The following is a 16980-nucleotide window of genomic DNA, read 5'->3' as shown; positions in this document are numbered from 1 at the left end:
TGTAACGAGTATTTAATGTCACACATTATCATGTACTTATACTATTGAAGTTCAAGTTTCTACTATGTAAGCAATACATGCCCTAATCGCCTATAAAGGCCCTAGATTTAGTGTACTAAATGGTCGGTACTCTACTTTGGCAAGTTAAAAACGATAATTCAATCCCACTCGATAGGTCGCACCAAACGCATTATGGTTTATTGAGTCAAAACCTCTTGCACTGCCATAAACTCTTGGTGGTGCTTTGTCGAACACGTTGTCCATTGCAACGTTGATGTGCAACTGCTCTGAAAGTGATGCTCCCACTCTAATCCCTACGGTTGTCCAGCTCGCTACATTACGGACGTCATGTTCATCCAATAAACCCAAGCTATTTAGTTCATCAATTTCTCGCCCACGCAATCCCTCGATATCATCGTCATATCCATCAATGTAATTGGCAAATACGCTGACATAATAGTCGTTGACGTCATAATTCATCTCAACCCGCGCAATGTTTTCAGGGTATCTAAACGACCCCACCAATTCTTCCTCAGAATCAGTGCCCGGCTTGTTACGTTGATAAGCCAAATAATGTGTCATGTCTAGGCTGAGTTTGAGTGAGCTTTGGTCGAATCGCCAACGCTGGTCTAATTTCAAATCGATCCCTTTGATATCTTGGCTTCCCGTATTCTCTAGTTGAATGACATGGTCACGGTAAAGCTGCAAACTTTGATTACGCGGGTCAAATTGCGTAACGTAACTTGCTAGTATTTCATTGAGTCTCAGCGCCTTGTTGGTCAATTCGCAAACCTTGATTGTCCGTTACCGAACACACATCTTCACCAAATGAAATGCCCATTTCACCATCGGGCACAAGACCACAATGCCGGAGTGTTGCATCCGAAATGGCTCTTCCGAGCACGGCTGTCATATTGGTATCAATGACATCTGAATAATCGAATTGCCAATAATCAACCGTGAGTGTTGTTTCAGTCGTCGGACTCCAAGCAAATCCAAGCGAAATAGATTCTGATTCTTCCGCATTTAATTGGCTATTACCTAACTCCAATGAATTGACCGTTACAAGCGTACCATCACCTTCACAGAACAAATCAGCTACTGCCTGATTGGCTCCACAATCAAAGGTTGAGGTTGTTGTTCTCAGCTTTACACCCGCTTGGGTAAGCGACGGTGCACGAAAGGAAGTTGCCCACCCAGCTCGGACTAACATCGTTTCATCCAAGCGATAGCTGGCTGAAATCTTTGGATTGAATGTCGACCCGAAATCGTCGTAATGATCGAAACGACCAGCCAATTGCAGCTCTAGCGCGTCTGATACTGGGATATAAAACTCAGAATAAGCGCCGAATTGTGTTCTTTGCGCATTCGCAATACTTGAACCAAATCCAAATACATCCACTAAATAGCCGTTGTTTGCATCTGCTACAGCATCTGAGGAAGGAATATCGGACAATTTTTCCTTACGCACTTCCAGACCAAATGCTGCGCGAACATCAATATCATTTACCTCAAAGAGCTCACCACTGATATTTATATCCGCACCAAACACTTCACTTTTCCCACTGCGCGTAGGGTTCGCGGCCGTCAATGCAAGAACGGCGTCGTTTTGCGCATCGTTTACTGCAAATGGATTGTAAAATGGCAATAGATTCCCGCCATTACACGATGCGACTCCATCAACCAAAGACGCTATCTCACCGGTTGAACACAGTTCACCTGAAAGGGCTGCATGAAATTTATAGCGATTGTAAATTCCCGCAACCGCCTCTTGCTCTGATTTAGATTGAGAATAGGTTAAGCCTGTTTCGTAATTCCAATCACCCAAATACCCTTCCAACGCAACGACAAGTCTTAGGTTCTGCGATTCCACTTCGACAGTTCGTGGAGCATCGAACCGAGCATCAAATGCGAATCCCCAGCTTTCTTGCCCGAGATACGTTGAAAATGGGTCAATATACAGGGAGGACAACAGTGGATTTTCGCCATTTTCGTCATCGAAAATAAACAACGCTTCTTCTGAGACAAAGGGGCCTTCAGAATCATCCAGTTGATTAATCGTCGCGGGGCTTGAATAGGCTGTAGACTTAGTTTTACTGTAGAAAAAGTCACTTTTAAGGCGATGCTCTCCAAACGTTTGGTTGAACATAAATCCCGCTGAAACACTTTCAAATGGTGGACTCAGTACATCGTCTTCGTTTGGATAGTATGCACAGATATTTTCGCTATACTCCGTTGTTACCAATGCGCTTTTGCAACTTGGCGCCGCGAGTTCATTGCCATCTTGGCTACTGTAATAATAAATGTTTGGCGTATTACTGAGCTTAGGTAAATACGAATAGCTGTTCACTAAACTTGGGTGACGTGTATGCGACCGGTCGGAGGCATTTAATTGATTACGCTTAAAATAATCCGCAAATACCGTTAAATTTCCATGCCCTAATTCAGTGCCATAAAGTGCATTAAGCTGAATTTTCCCCTCATCAGACTGGGCAAAGCTATCGCCATAGGAAATATCGAATTCTGCCCCATCATAATCTTTTTTAAGTATGTAATTAATCACCCCTGCAACGGCGTCAGCACCATAAATAGCGGACGCACCGGTTGCCAAAATCTCGACTCGTTCAATCGCAGATAATGGAATCGCATTGATGTCGACAAAGTTCTGCGTTCCGGCAGCGAAAGAACTGGGTGCTACACGACGACCATTGATGAGCGTTAAAGTCGCAGAAGGTCCCATTCCTCTCAAACTTGCTGCTGCTTGCCCAGCGGGTGTGGACGTAGAGGTACTGCCACTTTCAGAGGTTGAAAACGTACCGCTGCCGCCTTTAACCTGCGATAAGGTTTGGAGCAGTTCATAAACGGTATTTGCACCTGTCCGTTTAATCGCGTCACTGTCCAGAATCGTAATTGGCTGCGTTCCCTCTAAATCCACCCCTTTAATTCGGGACCCTGTTATCTCAATTTTTTCTGGTACCGCTGGCAAGTTGCCGGAATCTGTATTTGCTTGCGTATTCACACTGAATGCAAGTGCTATTGCGACGGATATTTTGTTATACATTGCTTCACCTAACCTGTTTATTTTGGTCGGTGGATGACTTGCGTATATTACAAAGCGTTTGACTCAAACACTCTAAATGACCGCAATATATTACCAATTTTATATTAATATCAAATTTCAGGCGCAAAAAACCACACCTTTAAATGCAAAATACATTTAAAATCGATTTAAATTTTGAAAATTAAAATAAAATCGACACGCGTGTTTCGCAAATGCAAATACGAAGTCACGTCACCGATGATAGTTATTATTTAGATAAAAAAGGTGGCTAATAAAAATAGACTAACCACGGCTAAGCCGTGTATCTACTCATTGAACCATTCTGACAGGTAATGAGGTGTGTAGAAGTAATGTGTTAGGGAGTGTGCCTTTTTTAACATTTCTACATTCCAGATGGACTTTGACAATGCAAACTAAAGCATGTTAGTTTGCTCCTGATTGTATTCATTTTTGTTATAGCACAGTATTTTTTATACTGACAAGCGTTATTTTAAATTACCTAATTGTGGAACATTTAAATGAATACATTTTCCCTTCGTTATATTACGCCCTGCTTTTTTGTTGTGTTTTACTCAAGTATCTCTCAAGCGCAAGAACTCATATTAATTGGTGGCGCGCTTAAAACTTGCTCGAGCTTCAGCCCGGACTATTGCCTCGAATCAACTACTTTTCCAAATGACGCACGATCAACAACCTTATTTGAAATTAACCAACAATCACTCAACCGACTCGCACAGCGTTGGCCACAGGATAACCGAAGCCCAGAACTCCTTTCTGTACTGAAAGCACTGGAAATCGCTGACTCAGCCAAGCGCTATCGCTATACCGATCTCGTTAGGCTTTTAGACACCGAGACACTAAATTTAAAAGAGACTTTGTCTTCCAAAGAATGGGCTGTCTTACTGGACACGCTGGAGGTCTCTCCTTTAGCCGCGAATGGACAACGACAACAAGAAATCGTGCGAGCAAAGCAAACCGATATCGCTGGCAGTAAAGCAATTCTCGACTACGTATCAAACACGATACGTGCAACACCTACCAAGCACTATCTTGCAATTACCGCATCGTCAAGGGACCCCTATGAAGCCTCGGATTTCTATGCCAACTTGTTTGACGAATATGGTTTATCTGGCCAATGGCTTGCGTTAACACCAGCACTAGCAAGGGCCGTAAGCAGCGGTAAATGTGATTCGCTGCCAGAACTGCGCAAACAAATGACCCAAAGTGAAACTAGAGAACGTGTTTACCCAGAACGAACTCGGCAAGAGCAACTGTTGTGCTCGAAAGGCATTAGTGCTCTGATTGCAAAGATTAAATCAGTGGACACCGTGATCTTTAACGGAGGCGATCAATCCCTGACAAAACAGGTAATGTATGACCCTTCTGGGCAGGCATACCCTTGGCTAGAAGCGCTTCAATCAAGACCCGTGATTATTGGAACAAGCGCTGGTACCGCAATACAATCTGGTGGCGTGAATCACTTTGGTCAAGTTCCGATGATCACCAATGGCACAAGCCAATCGGCTCTCGAATTCGGGGCGTTTGAACAAGCGCCACCGGACTCTGACTGCGCTGAGTTCAATAAATGTAAGGATGATAAAGCAAACCGATTGACGTTCGACAGCGTTGGTGGTCTTGGCACTTTTCCCTACGGTATATTGGACACGCACTTTAGCGAGCGTAGCCGCACGTTTCGACTTGCGACATTACTGAATAAAACCGGGCAAAAACTCGGTTTCGGCGTCGATGAAACAACAGCCTTGATTACAAAGAAACTGAATGATGCTGTGTCCTTCGACGTTCTGGGCGAACATGGTGTTGTGCTCCTTGAACAACTCACACCTAATCGCTTCCGATATCATTACTTACAACCCCACGATAAAGCGATACTCAATAAACAAGGCGAATTGAATGTTACCCTTGCGAAAGCTGTGAATGATGCAAAAGCACACAGTGAGTTTAACGCCGATATTAATGCGATTTTTTCAAAAAATGGGTTCAAAAACGTAGTTCAAAATAGCTGTCGCAGTATGGAATCAAAACTTGTCTATCCATTATCACTAAAAGAGAAAAAGCAGCTTAGCATATTGAAAAAAACGGATAGCAAATGTATTTCTGCTCCTAATGGTTTTTACTCCATAAAGAATATGATTTTCGATTTAGATAAACAAATAACACGTGAATTTCAAGGCGAATATTTTGAATAAAAATCCACATTCATATTTTAAGGAAAAATATCAGCGAATAAATATTGATCAAATTGATATTTTGTGAAAGATTTAACTAGCAAACACAACAAATAAAAACATGAATAAAAACTTAGAAATCAGAAAAGCGAACAAAAAACAGGTTTTGGTATTTACCTGTTACTTTTCTATTTCTAACGTTAATGTCTCACCACTTTTCTACTGTTCTAACGATTACCATCTGTCTGAATGGTTCGATGAGTAGCCACATTATTCAAATTCCATCAAATTAACTGAGCACATATTAATCTTGTGCTCTGCGTTAATACCAAAAAAAGTAAAACACGATAAATAGCTAAACAACATCAATGGGAGTTTCCATGAAAACAACTGTTTTCGCGGCATCGCTGTGCGCAATGCTTGCGTCTGTACCAACTTATGCCTGTTTAACCGCAGAAATCGAAAACAATGATATTGAATCTACAGCCAACCAAGGCTTGTGCTCCGGCGTTTTAGTTCAAGGTTCAATTAACTCACGCCAAGACGTTGATTGGTATACCTTTAACGCGACGAGTAATGGCAACATTACGCTTTCACTTTCTCATGCTCAGTCAGACGACTTTGATTGGAGTCTGTTCAGAACAACGGGTAGTGCAGTACTTTCTGGCGCAACAAGTGCCAATCCAGAAATAGGCAACTATCAGGGCGAAAGCGGTGAATACTTTGTCAAGGTAACTAGGTACAGTGGCACAGGTTGGTATGATTTAACGATCGATTATCCAGAAGACCGCACCACACCACCAGCATTGTGTGAATATGGAGCAAGGCCAACTAAACCGGGGGCATTAAAATCTTTTATCGTTGGTTCCGATAATGATGTGTGTCCGACTCTTAGTAGCAGCGCTGGCGTGCTTCTAATGGGGGGGGGACGGATGTGGATGAGTCCTTTTCAAATCGAGTCAAACCACACATCAATGGAGGTGATGTTGTCGTGCTACGCACGTCAGGTACAGATGCTTATAACGACTATCTATTGCCTTTGACTGGTGCTGATTCAGTTGAAACGCTTATTGTTGATACAATCAGTAAAGCAAATTCTGATTACGTTGATTGGGCAATTCGCTCTGCAGAATTCGTTTTTATCGCAGGTGGTGATCAATCCGATTACCTCAATCAATGGCTAGGCACAAAAGTACAAAGTGCGCTTTCACATGTTTATGAGAAGCATGGGATCATCGGTGGGACTTCGGCAGGAAATGCAATCCAAGGCCAATATATCTATGACCCCGATGGTTTATTGGGTGCAATAAGCGAAGAAGTCGTCACCGATTTTTGCCACGAAACAATTCATCTTTCCAGCAACTTTTTAGCAACGCCAATCCTGCAAGGTGTAATCACCGACACCCATTTTAGCGAACGCGACAGAATGGGCAGAATGGCCTCATTCTTTGCACACATCAGTTCTCAAAAGTACGCTATCGGCGTTTCTGAGCACACCGCGATGTTCGCAGTGGAAAATGGGGATTCTGTAATCGATGGCACTGGTCACGTTTATGTACTTGCAAAAGATGCGCAAACCCAGTTTCAACAAACAGCCTGCGGAAAACCGCTCATCATAAGAGATTTACTTAACTACCGATTACAATCTGGCGACCAATTCAACCTATCAACGGGTGCGACAAATGTTCTACCGAGTCGATTAAGTATTGATGGCAACAAAGCACAGTTTTACAGCCCAACCAATCCCTATTAGGTTTGATATGTGACCTAACGTTAAAGCGCGAGCCATGTGCTCGCCTTTTATTTTAACCGACTTAACCGCGCTTTACGCTCTTCTTCTTCCTTGATTCGAGTACTTTCTTCAAACACCATATCTGCCATCGCCATCATCAGTTCCCCTTCCAATGATTTGTTTGCTGCGATTTATGACTCGAGCGCTTCAATTTCATCTTGTGGTTCGTTTTGCAGATAAACTTTTATCGAATGTCCATTTGTCTGGGCTACAATCTCGGGCTTGTGTGCTTCTGAACCTTCATGGACTGTTAAGGCTCTACTGGATTTAGACTGTTTCAACTTGGTTAATTCTTCGTGTTGACGATTGAGTTGTTCGCGCACCGCAATCAACGTTTGCTCAAGCTTTTCATAGGCCCGTTTGAAAGAACGATTTTGCTTCTTGTAGCTATTGGCTTCGTCATCTAAAACGGACAGAGGTGCTCCGCTAGTTTCTTTATCTGAATTAGGCCTTAAGTGCACTGTCGATGCTCGTCGTTCAGATTGAACAGCTTCGACATCAACTTCATTAGCGTGAGTCTTTAGCGAAGGTTGGTTATTTGCTTGTGTTTGGCGCGTATTCGTTACAGTGACAACGTGTTTGACCGGGTCGATACTCATATTCAGCTCCTTGAATGTACCGGTAAGGGTGATACCTTTATCGGCACGCGTTCAATCCGCTTTAGGGTTTCATGTTGAGTTTGTTTCTTCCCCCCAATTCATCCCTCACATTGACCTGCTTCATAGCACGTTGGTTTCCTTGGACAACTACTTCCACGCGTGCATATCACTCGCACATCACTTTCAAGTCCTTTTTCAATCCAGTTTATGTTTAAAATTTTAGCGACGCGTTCCAATTGTTTTGCCAGTGCGTAAGGTACTTGGCTGCTACCACCATGTTGAATACAGAGCTGCTGTAACTCACCAACAACACTATCAGCATCCAATCCTTGTGCTGCAATCGCAGGATTTAAATCAATGCCCGCACATAAGATATGAGGTTGTTCGGCCAAATCGGTAATACTCACCGATTCACAACAATAAAGGCGAGGTTTGTTGTTCACGTTCAATATGGAAAGTTGTGAGGTTGCGGCTTGGTTCGTCGAGGCAAACTTCCTAAATACGGCCCAATGCTGGCATGGATCCGGCACTTCTCGCATGTTTCCCCATGGCAGCGGAATACCATTACCACGGTACACTGCTTTAAGTTTTCCTGGTTGATAAGCGTCAAAATAATGCCAATGTGGGTAAGGCGATACCACGGTCATTCGGCGCATCGCAACCGACGCCGAAATCCCCAATTTTTCGTGTACACCAATATCATAACCGTGACGCTCTAATACCTGCCGATAGGGGACTTTGGGGCACAGCAATGCGCCTGCAAAAAAGCTCGATTCGAAGTCGCGCCACGCGTTTAGAATATCTTGCGCGTTTGGTTCATGGTGATCTTCTTGGTCGGTTTCCATGCCAAGACCACCTGTGGTCAATACGCACTGAACACCATCACTGTGGTGAAGTACGGCATGCCCAATATGTACTGCAATGTCGTACTTTAGCCTTGCTGGAAATGCTTTTAATTTCTCGTTGATAAAGACTTGGTTTGGCGGAACGAAATAAGACGTTACAACACTACCTGGTTTTAAAACTATGCCATCCAACCTTACCTCGCCGTTTCCAAACCATCGATATTGATAGCCCTGTTGCTTCAACAACACGAGCAACGATTCGGGTTGCAAATGAAGATCTTTTCCTCCAATTTCTTCGGCAGCACGCTCTAAATCGGGGAAATGATTCTGGTGATGCTCTTGATGGGCGCGAATAAGAAGGTGTGCAAATTGGCGACCGCTTATTCCTGCTTGTGAAAGCATCTCAGGAATAGCAATTTGCAAAATGTCTTTTGAAAATAAAAAGTTAGGCTCAAGTGCCATGCCACTGATCCCACCCGAATTCCCTTTCGTTGGAATGATCTCTGTCGGTTCAGGCTCGTTATCCAAAAACCATTCGACGGGCTTTTGAAATACGGTTGATAGATTTTCGAGCATATTCATACTTGGCGTACGTTTACCCTGCTCAATCATTGATAGGTAAGATACTGAAGGTGCACTAGATGGGTCGATGCGAATGCATCGAGCGGACAGGTCTTCCAGTGTTAAGTGGTTGCGCTTTCGTAAGTTGCGAACTTTTGTGCCAAGAAAATGCGACTTGCGGATCAAACTGGGTTCTTTTTTCATTGCACACCCTGTGTGAAATTTCACCATTTTGTAAAATTTACAATGTGAAATTCTTTTTGTGAAATTTTCTGCCTGAATATTCTACATTCATCTTAACAACAAAATTCATGTAGCTAAGGTGAGCAAAATGACAACACATACCCAGTTAAAATCGGACTTACATCACTTACTTTCAACCAATGATCAACTGACTCTTGCGAAACAATATTTGGACGATCACTGTCCACTAGAATTTGGCTCTCACCAAGATGTTGCGCACTACGTAGTTTACTACCGCCATCTTTTAGCGTTCTTTGCAGACGGAACGCATTGCGGACTGGACAATAGCGCGCAATTTGTCGCCCTATGTGGACACAAAGAACAACCCGATACTTTACTGCTAAAAAAACAAGATGGGTTGCATATTGAATTAACCATCAACCGTAAAGGTCGACTTGGCGAACAAGACCTTGCCCACCTTGACGACGTGCAAATTGAAACACCACTTGCTGCGATGCAAAATTCGGAGCGTCAGCGTATTTGGCTAAGCTTTGTGAATGGGATTCAAACTCTGAATTCTGCATACACTGGTTGCAAATGCTTTACGGCAAAAGACGGTTCGGACTATGTACTTTAATTCTCCGTGAGCTAGGTAAGCACTCGCCTAGCTCTTTTTTGAATGATTTATTCCAGACAAACCAAAATAGTAGTTAATTTTTAACCGTCAAAGCACTACACTGTACCAAGTGTTAGTCCAAATTTATTGATACATGCCGACCACAAAATTAACCATACAACTTCGCCTCGAACCCGGGTGCATGGTACTCGATGGTAAGTTGCACATCGAAGCATTTTGCGCACAACAAAACCAATCTCCTTGGAATACACCCTTCGCGACGCTACTTGTGGTTCCTCGTTTTGATAAATCGTTACCCGAGTGGGAGTATCTCCACAAAGAAAAGCGCTTAACGGAAAAGCAAATTGAGGCTGTTTTGTCCTCATTTAAAGTGGATCAGCATACCTTGGAAGAAGAAATTGAACACATGATTGCTGATGCCGTTGGCGACTATATGAAAGGCAAGTTTTAAAATTGTGAGCTCCAAACTCGTAACTTCAAAATTACAATTACCCAAAAACCTTTGAAAAAACTTAGTCTATTTAAAGCAGTTCTTGGTTACTGAGCCGCGTTTCCAATATCGTCTGCTACACTGAAATGACCTTTCAAACCATTTGCTTGCTCATGCGTAGATTCTTGGTTCCCTCTCTTTTTTGCATTTTATCCGTTTGTGTACACGCAATCGACGTGACGGCGGTGACGGAGCATTTGCCCCCGTACCAAATAGTTAAAAATGGCGAAGTGATTGGTGGTAGTTCCTATGAATTTATGGAATCCGTATTTAGAGAAGCCAAGATACTTCATCACACCTTAGCATTGCCTTGAGACTCGCGCTTATAAAATGGCAAATGAGAACAAAAACACGGTTATTTATTCGTTATTTAGAACGAGCAAACGGGAAAGCAATTTTCATTGGATTGGGCCTCTCGGGGCTATCCCATTTTATGTTTATACCACAAGCGATGGGTCGATTGTCGATTTGGTAAACAATGATCTTGATGATTACATCGCCGTTGCGGTGCGAGACAGCGCCGAGGCCGATCTACTGAAGCAAAAGGGGTTTCACGAATCTCGAAATCTGATTGTAGTAAAAGACTATCTCGCCGTTTGGACCATGCTCAAGTTAAAAAGAGCCGATTTTACTATTGCGCATAAACCCTATCAGGGGATTATTGAAGAAGCACATCTAAAAGAAGAAGATTTCAAAACACTTGAAACCATTTCATTGTCCATGCCGTTATACGTGGCGGCAAGTTTGAGTACAGACCTTGAGACTCGTTGAACGGTTGAGAAAAGCTTACCAAGTCAAGCGACCACAGTTAGGTGACATGCTCCCGGTGTTCTAACAAAGTTAACAGCCCGATTTCCTCTGGCGAAGACCACTATTCCTCCCCAAGACCACTATTTAAGTCTCAACTTCAGTTAGTCCACACATCATTAATACCCTTCAGCGTACCAATCATATCTATGTGACCAAAGCCGCATCACAACGTTATTATTTTGTGAATATTATTTGACAGACTGGTTAAATAAAGTACAGTTTATTTCGAGGTCACACCTCGTACCTCATACCAGTTATGACAACAATATAGGAACACAAGATGAAGAGATTGATCCAATGTACGGCATTGCTGCTTGGGCTATTTAGCACTGCAGCACTATGCAATACGGGACTGGCGTTTGTTCACGGTACGGGCAAACAAACTGATGCACTTAATGACTATTGGACAAAAGAATTTGTTAACTCAGTACGTTCTGGACTGCCCAATAGTGCGCTTTATACGGTGGTAAACTGCGATTTTGAACAATACATGTGGGACGACGGCGCGGCCGGCTGTTTAGCACAGCAATTAACCCAGTTCATAGACCAAAACGCTATTACTAATTTAAAAATCATCACGCATTCCAATGGGGGCAATGTCGTCAGATGGATTCTATCAAATCCAACCTCGGACGGTCGTTATCCGTCAATCATCAATAAAACGACACACATTATTGCACTAGCTCCTTCAAGTGGTGGCACGCCACTTGCGGATGCCGTTATTGCAGGAAACTCATTCGAGCAAACATTAGGTTGGATCTTAGGTTTTGGTAACAACGCCGTAAAACAACAACAAGTTGCTGACATGGCCTATTACAACGCAAATTGGCTGTACGGTACGGCAGGTCGTCCATCTCTTGGGAAAACGTTTGAATCTGTAGTGGGTTCGGATGTAGATTCCGCGATTTGGGATGGCGATAGTTACTGTGCTGGCTACCAAAACCAAGTCGCGCTCGAATTTACCCAAAACTGGTTGGACAGCTGTTCTGATGGCTTTCTCAATTGTTCATCACAGTCCGCCGCAGGCACTGTTTGGTTCAAAGATAAACAAAAAACAAAGGGCAGTGAACCCTTAAGCCATCAACAAAGTCGCCGCGCTTGCTTTAATTTAGACAGCCTTGTCCGTGACCGCATTTAAGGAATAACTATGAAAATCAAGAAACTGATCCAAGCTTTGCCTGCGTTTGTTATGCTTACAAGTACGGGAGTACTTGCGAACAACGGTTACGTTAATTTTCCTTATCCAACGGTCATTTCAGCAACTCCTTCGGCTAATACCCAAACACTTTCAAGCACAGAATACTGGGAAGTTGTGCGCGGGGATGAGCTAAAAACAGGCGTCGCCATTTCATTTACCAGTAACAAAAGTGTTGTTTTACTGTCTCCTCAATACTCTCACGATATGAATGGACAAAAACGAGCGCCAGCAGTCGCAGAAAATGCCATTGAGACTCCATACATTACAAGGTAAAGCCTCTTTGTCCGCAACCTACAATCGCGATGAAATGAGTGGTTATGGTTTTGCCCCTGGAAGTGCTGCAGTACAAGCGAACAAACTTGCGGGCCAAAATGCAACGCTCAGACTGAATCAAAAAATCAGTGATGACGATCTGTATCTACTCCACGTTAAAGAGAGCGATTCTCCCTATCAACTGCATGTTGAAAGCAATGTAATGGTCCAAGAGGAAGCTGCTCTTGTTTTACACGCTGACGTTACAGGTGCGAAGAACATTAAACCGAAGTTAGCGATTCAAGTTAGCGCACCCGATGGCCAATCGATACCATACCACTTTACAAACGATAAATTGGCGTTTGATGCTCCACTTGAACACGTAGGTGCACGTGAGGGAATGTACAACGTTGTTGTACACAGTCATTCGATGGTGAACGGGCTTGAAGTAAAACGAAGTGTTCGTTTGCCGTTCGTACATCAACGTGAAAGTGCCTCAGTCAATACATACTCCTTGTCAGAACAAACGGCAAAACACGTGACAGCAAACGTTTCATTGAACGTCTCGCAAGAAGGTCGATATGGTGTTGTTGCGACGTTGATGGGCTACCGTGATGGCAAACAAATCGCGCTTGCGACGTCTGAAGCCGCACAAGATTTTTCAACATCCGAAACGCTACCAATACGATTCACGTTGCCAAAGGGTGCTACAGGTCCTTATCAAGTAAACATTCTTGAGTTGAAAGACCAAACGCGCTTACAACGTTTTGTTCAAAACGAATTAGTAACTCAATAGGTAAACTTCGCTGAGGTCACTTTGTGACCTCTTTTACACCAGAAAACTCATCTGTAATTCTATGTAATAACCACTTTAATCGAATCTCCCTAGTATTTAATTCGGTACAGACGGCATTCTAAAACCGTCCCTAAAAGGAAATTCATCACTATCGAGGTCGATTATGTGTACACGAGTATTTAACAATATTAATTTTCAATATCTAACTACAGCAAGAAACATGGATTGGATGTTTGTTTTACCAACCAGCTTATTTGTTTTTGAAAAAGGCTTAAAGAAAATAGGTATTTCTTCAACCAAACCGGAAGAACGCGCAAAAGCACTAAAATGGCAGTCAAGCTACAGAAGTGTAGTTGCGATGGTAGGCGACGATTGCAATGGTTGGGCGTCGTCTGATGGCATGAACGAAATGGGCCTTGTTGCCAACGCGCTGTACGATACAAACGCATCTTATGAAGGTCCAAATTCCGGTTGCGCAACCAACCAACTGAGTGTACTGCGCTGGGTTCAGTACGTGCTGGACAATTTCGTTTTTGTTAAAGACGTAGTAAAAGCATTTAGTACCGGCGACATACAACTCATTGGCGATAAAGTACCAAATAGTGAAGATAAATCCGCTTCAATTCATCTATGTGTATCCGATGCAACGGGAAACTCTGCAATTATTGAAGTCTACAAAGGTCGATTCGACATTCATGAAAACCCTAAATTTAAGATAGTCACAAATGACCCGAATTACGGCGCTCAGCTCAAGCTCGATGATTACTGGCAGTGGCAATGGAGCACCGAAAACCCACATCCAAGCCACACCATTCCCGGTGGAGCCTATTCCGCTGACCGCTTTGAACGGGCAAATTTTTACATTAGCCATGTCGATAGTCCTGAAACAGAGTCTGAGTCAATTGCCCAAGCCCGCACCGTAGCGGCAAATGCGTCCGTCCCTATTGGCTATAATTTTACGGACACCAAAAGCCCTAATATTTCGAACACCTTGTGGACAACAATCGCAACCCATAAGACCTTGAAGTATTTCTTCCAAAATATTCGTACCCCCAACATTGTATGGACGGACCTGAGTTGTTTTGCGTTTTCAAGCTCGTCGTCAAAAGTAGATTTAATAACCTTAGACGACAAATCAAAAGCAACGGAGAGTCCACTTCAAGGAAACATTAATGATGCTTTTGAACCCACACGGGACCCTTATAAAGCATAAACGCATTCAAACCTGCAGTTGAAACTAGACAACACCCATTTTTGTAGCTGGCACAACCTAGCGTCAGCTACAATTTCTTTTTATTCCAAAGCATTATGTTTTGAGTAATATTTAATCTCATTATTTACATAACCCGTATTTTTCCTGATAATCACCACGGCAACGTCTTTGTATTCTCTTATTTTTCCTAATCATGAACGACTCATCATGGAAAAAAGGAATTATATATGACAGCGGTGTCTTTTAATTTGCAGTTATTGAAGCTGCATTTTGCAAAGTGTGTATTCGACAAACACTAGAGCGGTAATAACGTTCGAGTTTTTAAATCAATAAGGACTAAATGATGCAGGATAACGTTTTACGATGGGGTGTGATTGGTTGCGGTAGTGTAACGGAAGTAAAAAGTGTACCGGCCTATCAGCAAACGGATGGATTCGAAGTATATGCCGTTATGCGTAGGAACCACGAACTCGCACTTGACTACGCAAAACGCCACAACGTATCTCATGTCCACAAATCAGCTGAAGCGCTAATTTCCGATCCGAACATTGATGCTGTTTACATCGCAACACCACCAGATACTCATCTAGAGTATGCGCTTGCCGTCGCAAACGTTGGAAAAATCTGTTGCATTGAAAAGCCATTGTCCCCCAGTTTTGAAGAAAGCCAACAAATCTATGATGCATTTGAAAAAAGGAAAATTCCGCTTTTTGTTGCGTATTATCGCCGTTCTCTTCCCTTATTTAACGCGATAAAGGAGGTTGTCGACACCGGGAAAATAGGCAAGGTTAGGCATGTTGCTTGGCACTATTGTCGACCTGCCTCTGAACTCGACCGGTCAAAAGAATATAATTGGCGCACAGACAAAAATATCGCAACAGGCGGTTATTTTGACGACCTGGCCAGTCACGGGTTAGACATCTTCGCTTACTTGTTTGGCGACTATTCTGATGCAAAAGGGATAGGCTGTAACCAGCTCGGACTTTATTCCTCTTACGATTCGGTTTCTGCAACGTGGCAACATAAGTCAGGCGTAACTGGAACTGGGGTATGGAATTTTGGCAGCTACACTCGCGTCGACGAAGTCATAGTGTATGGTAGCGAAGGTGAAATTCGATTTTCCATTTTTAGAGACCAAGATGCGCAGGTTATTACGCCAACTGACGTATTTGAACTACAACACCCCTACCCCAAACACATCCAAAAATTTCATGTAGAGAATATGCAATCAGCGCTTTTAGACAAGAAATCACACCCATCGACAGGTCTAACCGCTCTGCATACGTCATGGGTTATGGATAAAATATTGAATAAGATTGCCTAGTCATGAGCGATATCGGCGCGTATTAATTCGGTGTTGTGGCCAATTCGTATTTCCTCGCTATGAGAATTGGTCACAGCAGCATAAACACTCAGCAACAATGCCATTCTAAATTTCTACACAGAAACAGTTATCACTAGACTGAAAATTTTAAAGCAACTTAGCCATGTTACGCTCTAATCGATCTTTCCCCTAACTTACTCCAGCAATCCTGTCGTTTAAACAATTACATCAAACGAAGCCAGCCGATTTAATTATTTATATTTTTTTCAATAACTTAATACGTTTAAGCAAGTACTGCTATCCACATCAAACAATCGTAAATACACGCTTGCCTCAAAATTAAATTTTAATTAAAGGTAAATTTAATGTTTACATTTAGAAGATAAAAATAAACAATTGTACCTGTTATTGGGTGTCGCCTTTAACAAACTAAATTCAATAAGGAAATTTTAAAATGAAAAAATCAATGCTATTACTAGCTCTTTCAATGACTGCGGCTTCGTTTGGATCACTAGCACAATCATCTTTGGGCACTAGCATCACTGAACAACCTCGTCCGGGTTTACCTCAGGCTCGTTGGACTTACGTTGACATCATAGATAGTTTCTCTCAAAACCAAGTTGCAAAGTTTAGCTACAATATCTCTAACTACTCTGTAAACTTTAACTGGACAACAAACGAAGGCGCTACAGGCGGTTGTCATATTTACTATGATGTAAATAAAGACGCTTCGACTAACTTTGATGATCAAACAGCTAAACGTCGTTACAACAACACACGTGACATCCTGCTAAACCTTAAACAAGGTGATCGCTTGTTCATTCAATCAGCGTTCTCTACAAACTCTGCACCATGTGAAGTCACTGTAGATCACAAAATCGGCCTGTAATTCATTACATTGCTATTAGTTTTGGGTAAGTCAGTACCGTTGTTACTGACTTACCTAAGTACAAAAACTATTAAATGTGTAGATGCTACCGCGTACACCTAGAACCCTGAAACATCCGCTTGTTCAAAATCAAACCGTAATTCC

The 16980-nt window shown here is 42.7% G+C and carries 15 protein-coding genes and 1 pseudogene; 13 read left to right on the top strand and 3 right to left on the bottom strand.

Annotation, left to right across the window (positions count from 1 at the left end):
• Window positions 1–144: 144 nt before the first annotated feature.
• Window positions 145–3061, bottom strand: a pseudogene (locus J5O05_RS19165) (TonB-dependent receptor domain-containing protein).
• Window positions 3062–3579: 518 nt separating this feature from the next.
• On the opposite strand from J5O05_RS19165, the gene J5O05_RS19160 reads away from it, so the two are divergent.
• The 3 genes from J5O05_RS19160 to J5O05_RS22775 all read left to right on the top strand — a co-directional run bounded on the left by J5O05_RS19160 (window position 3580) and on the right by J5O05_RS22775 (window position 7000).
• Window positions 3580–5268, top strand: a complete 1689-nt coding sequence (locus J5O05_RS19160; RefSeq protein ID WP_208845208.1) for a cyanophycinase — start codon at window positions 3580–3582, stop codon at window positions 5266–5268.
• A 359-nt stretch (window positions 5269–5627) separates the two neighbouring features.
• Window positions 5628–6290 (top strand): PPC domain-containing protein, encoded by a 663-nt coding sequence (locus tag J5O05_RS22780; RefSeq protein WP_341874740.1) that lies wholly within the window; start codon window positions 5628–5630, stop codon window positions 6288–6290.
• On the top strand, window positions 6182–7000 hold the full coding sequence (locus tag J5O05_RS22775; protein WP_341874739.1) for a cyanophycinase: 819 nt from the start codon (window positions 6182–6184) through the stop codon (window positions 6998–7000). Before J5O05_RS22780 ends, J5O05_RS22775 begins: the two co-directional genes overlap by 109 nt.
• Window positions 7001–7170: 170 nt before the next feature.
• On the opposite strand, the gene J5O05_RS19150 is transcribed toward J5O05_RS22775, so the two are convergent.
• Window positions 7171–7638: a hypothetical protein gene (locus tag J5O05_RS19150; RefSeq protein WP_208845207.1), complete on the bottom strand. Its 468-nt coding sequence runs from the start codon at window positions 7636–7638 to the stop codon at window positions 7171–7173.
• 98 nt (window positions 7639–7736) lie between these two features.
• Entirely contained in the window at window positions 7737–9248 is a 1512-nt protein-coding gene (locus tag J5O05_RS19145) for a DUF3612 domain-containing protein (RefSeq protein WP_208845206.1), read from the bottom strand.
• Between the two features lie 127 nt (window positions 9249–9375).
• On the opposite strand from J5O05_RS19145, the gene J5O05_RS19140 reads away from it, so the two are divergent.
• The 10 genes from J5O05_RS19140 (at window position 9376) to J5O05_RS19095 (ending at window position 16836) form a co-directional block, all read left to right on the top strand.
• Window positions 9376–9864 carry an aldolase/citrate lyase/malate synthase family protein gene (locus J5O05_RS19140; protein ID WP_208845205.1) on the top strand — a complete coding sequence of 163 codons (489 nt, stop codon included), beginning with the start codon at window positions 9376–9378 and terminating at the stop codon, window positions 9862–9864.
• A 133-nt stretch (window positions 9865–9997) separates the two neighbouring features.
• Entirely contained in the window at window positions 9998–10315 is a 318-nt protein-coding gene (locus J5O05_RS19135; RefSeq protein WP_208845204.1) for a hypothetical protein, read from the top strand.
• 215 nt (window positions 10316–10530) lie between these two features.
• Complete coding sequence (locus J5O05_RS19130; protein ID WP_208845203.1) at window positions 10531–10668, top strand: hypothetical protein; 138 nt, start codon at window positions 10531–10533, stop codon at window positions 10666–10668.
• A gap of 16 nt (window positions 10669–10684) precedes the next feature.
• The gene (locus tag J5O05_RS19125) at window positions 10685–11125 is read left to right on the top strand and encodes a hypothetical protein (protein ID WP_208845202.1); all 441 of its coding nucleotides are present in this window, start codon (window positions 10685–10687) and stop codon (window positions 11123–11125) included.
• A 319-nt stretch (window positions 11126–11444) separates the two neighbouring features.
• On the top strand, window positions 11445–12302 hold the full coding sequence (locus J5O05_RS19120; RefSeq protein WP_208845201.1) for a hypothetical protein: 858 nt from the start codon (window positions 11445–11447) through the stop codon (window positions 12300–12302).
• Between the two features lie 9 nt (window positions 12303–12311).
• Window positions 12312–12635, top strand: coding sequence for a DUF4785 domain-containing protein (locus tag J5O05_RS19115; protein WP_208845200.1), 324 nt, complete (start codon window positions 12312–12314; stop codon window positions 12633–12635).
• Entirely contained in the window at window positions 12604–13410 is an 807-nt protein-coding gene (locus J5O05_RS19110) for a DUF4785 family immunoglobulin-like domain-containing protein (protein WP_208845199.1), read from the top strand. The genes J5O05_RS19115 and J5O05_RS19110 overlap by 32 nt, the downstream gene beginning before the upstream one ends.
• A 163-nt stretch (window positions 13411–13573) precedes the next feature.
• Window positions 13574–14623 carry a linear amide C-N hydrolase gene (locus J5O05_RS19105; RefSeq protein WP_208845198.1) on the top strand — a complete coding sequence of 350 codons (1050 nt, stop codon included), beginning with the start codon at window positions 13574–13576 and terminating at the stop codon, window positions 14621–14623.
• A gap of 340 nt (window positions 14624–14963) precedes the next feature.
• Entirely contained in the window at window positions 14964–15947 is a 984-nt protein-coding gene (locus J5O05_RS19100; RefSeq protein WP_341874738.1) for a Gfo/Idh/MocA family protein, read from the top strand.
• 454 nt (window positions 15948–16401) lie between these two features.
• On the top strand, window positions 16402–16836 hold the full coding sequence (locus tag J5O05_RS19095) for a hypothetical protein (protein ID WP_244370171.1): 435 nt from the start codon (window positions 16402–16404) through the stop codon (window positions 16834–16836).
• The last annotated feature ends 144 nt before the right edge of the window (window positions 16837–16980 follow it).

It is taken from the genome of Pseudoalteromonas xiamenensis (genome assembly GCF_017638925.1).
Lineage (GTDB): Bacteria > Pseudomonadota > Gammaproteobacteria > Enterobacterales > Alteromonadaceae > Pseudoalteromonas > Pseudoalteromonas xiamenensis.
Note: the sequence above shows the minus strand (reverse complement) of the source record. Positions and strands in the feature narration are given on the sequence as shown.

Bases quoted from the DNA above. Each gene is read 5' to 3' on its own strand.
- J5O05_RS19120 (WP_208845201.1), top strand. From the start codon at position 11,445: ATGAAGAGATTGATCCAATGTACGGCATTGCTGCTTGGGCTATTTAGC.
- J5O05_RS19160 (WP_208845208.1), top strand. From the start codon at position 3,580: ATGAATACATTTTCCCTTCGTTATATTACGCCCTGCTTTTTTGTTGTG.
- J5O05_RS19125 (WP_208845202.1), top strand. From the start codon at position 10,685: ATGGCAAATGAGAACAAAAACACGGTTATTTATTCGTTATTTAGAACG.
- J5O05_RS19115 (WP_208845200.1), top strand. From the start codon at position 12,312: ATGAAAATCAAGAAACTGATCCAAGCTTTGCCTGCGTTTGTTATGCTT.
- J5O05_RS19105 (WP_208845198.1), top strand. From the start codon at position 13,574: ATGTGTACACGAGTATTTAACAATATTAATTTTCAATATCTAACTACA.
- J5O05_RS19110 (WP_208845199.1), top strand. From the start codon at position 12,604: ATGCCATTGAGACTCCATACATTACAAGGTAAAGCCTCTTTGTCCGCA.
- J5O05_RS19140 (WP_208845205.1), top strand. From the start codon at position 9,376: ATGACAACACATACCCAGTTAAAATCGGACTTACATCACTTACTTTCA.
- J5O05_RS19150 (WP_208845207.1), bottom strand. From the start codon at position 7,638: ATGAGTATCGACCCGGTCAAACACGTTGTCACTGTAACGAATACGCGC.
- J5O05_RS19135 (WP_208845204.1), top strand. From the start codon at position 9,998: ATGCCGACCACAAAATTAACCATACAACTTCGCCTCGAACCCGGGTGC.
- J5O05_RS19145 (WP_208845206.1), bottom strand. From the start codon at position 9,248: ATGAAAAAAGAACCCAGTTTGATCCGCAAGTCGCATTTTCTTGGCACA.
- J5O05_RS22780 (WP_341874740.1), top strand. From the start codon at position 5,628: ATGAAAACAACTGTTTTCGCGGCATCGCTGTGCGCAATGCTTGCGTCT.
- J5O05_RS19100 (WP_341874738.1), top strand. From the start codon at position 14,964: ATGATGCAGGATAACGTTTTACGATGGGGTGTGATTGGTTGCGGTAGT.
- J5O05_RS19095 (WP_244370171.1), top strand. From the start codon at position 16,402: ATGAAAAAATCAATGCTATTACTAGCTCTTTCAATGACTGCGGCTTCG.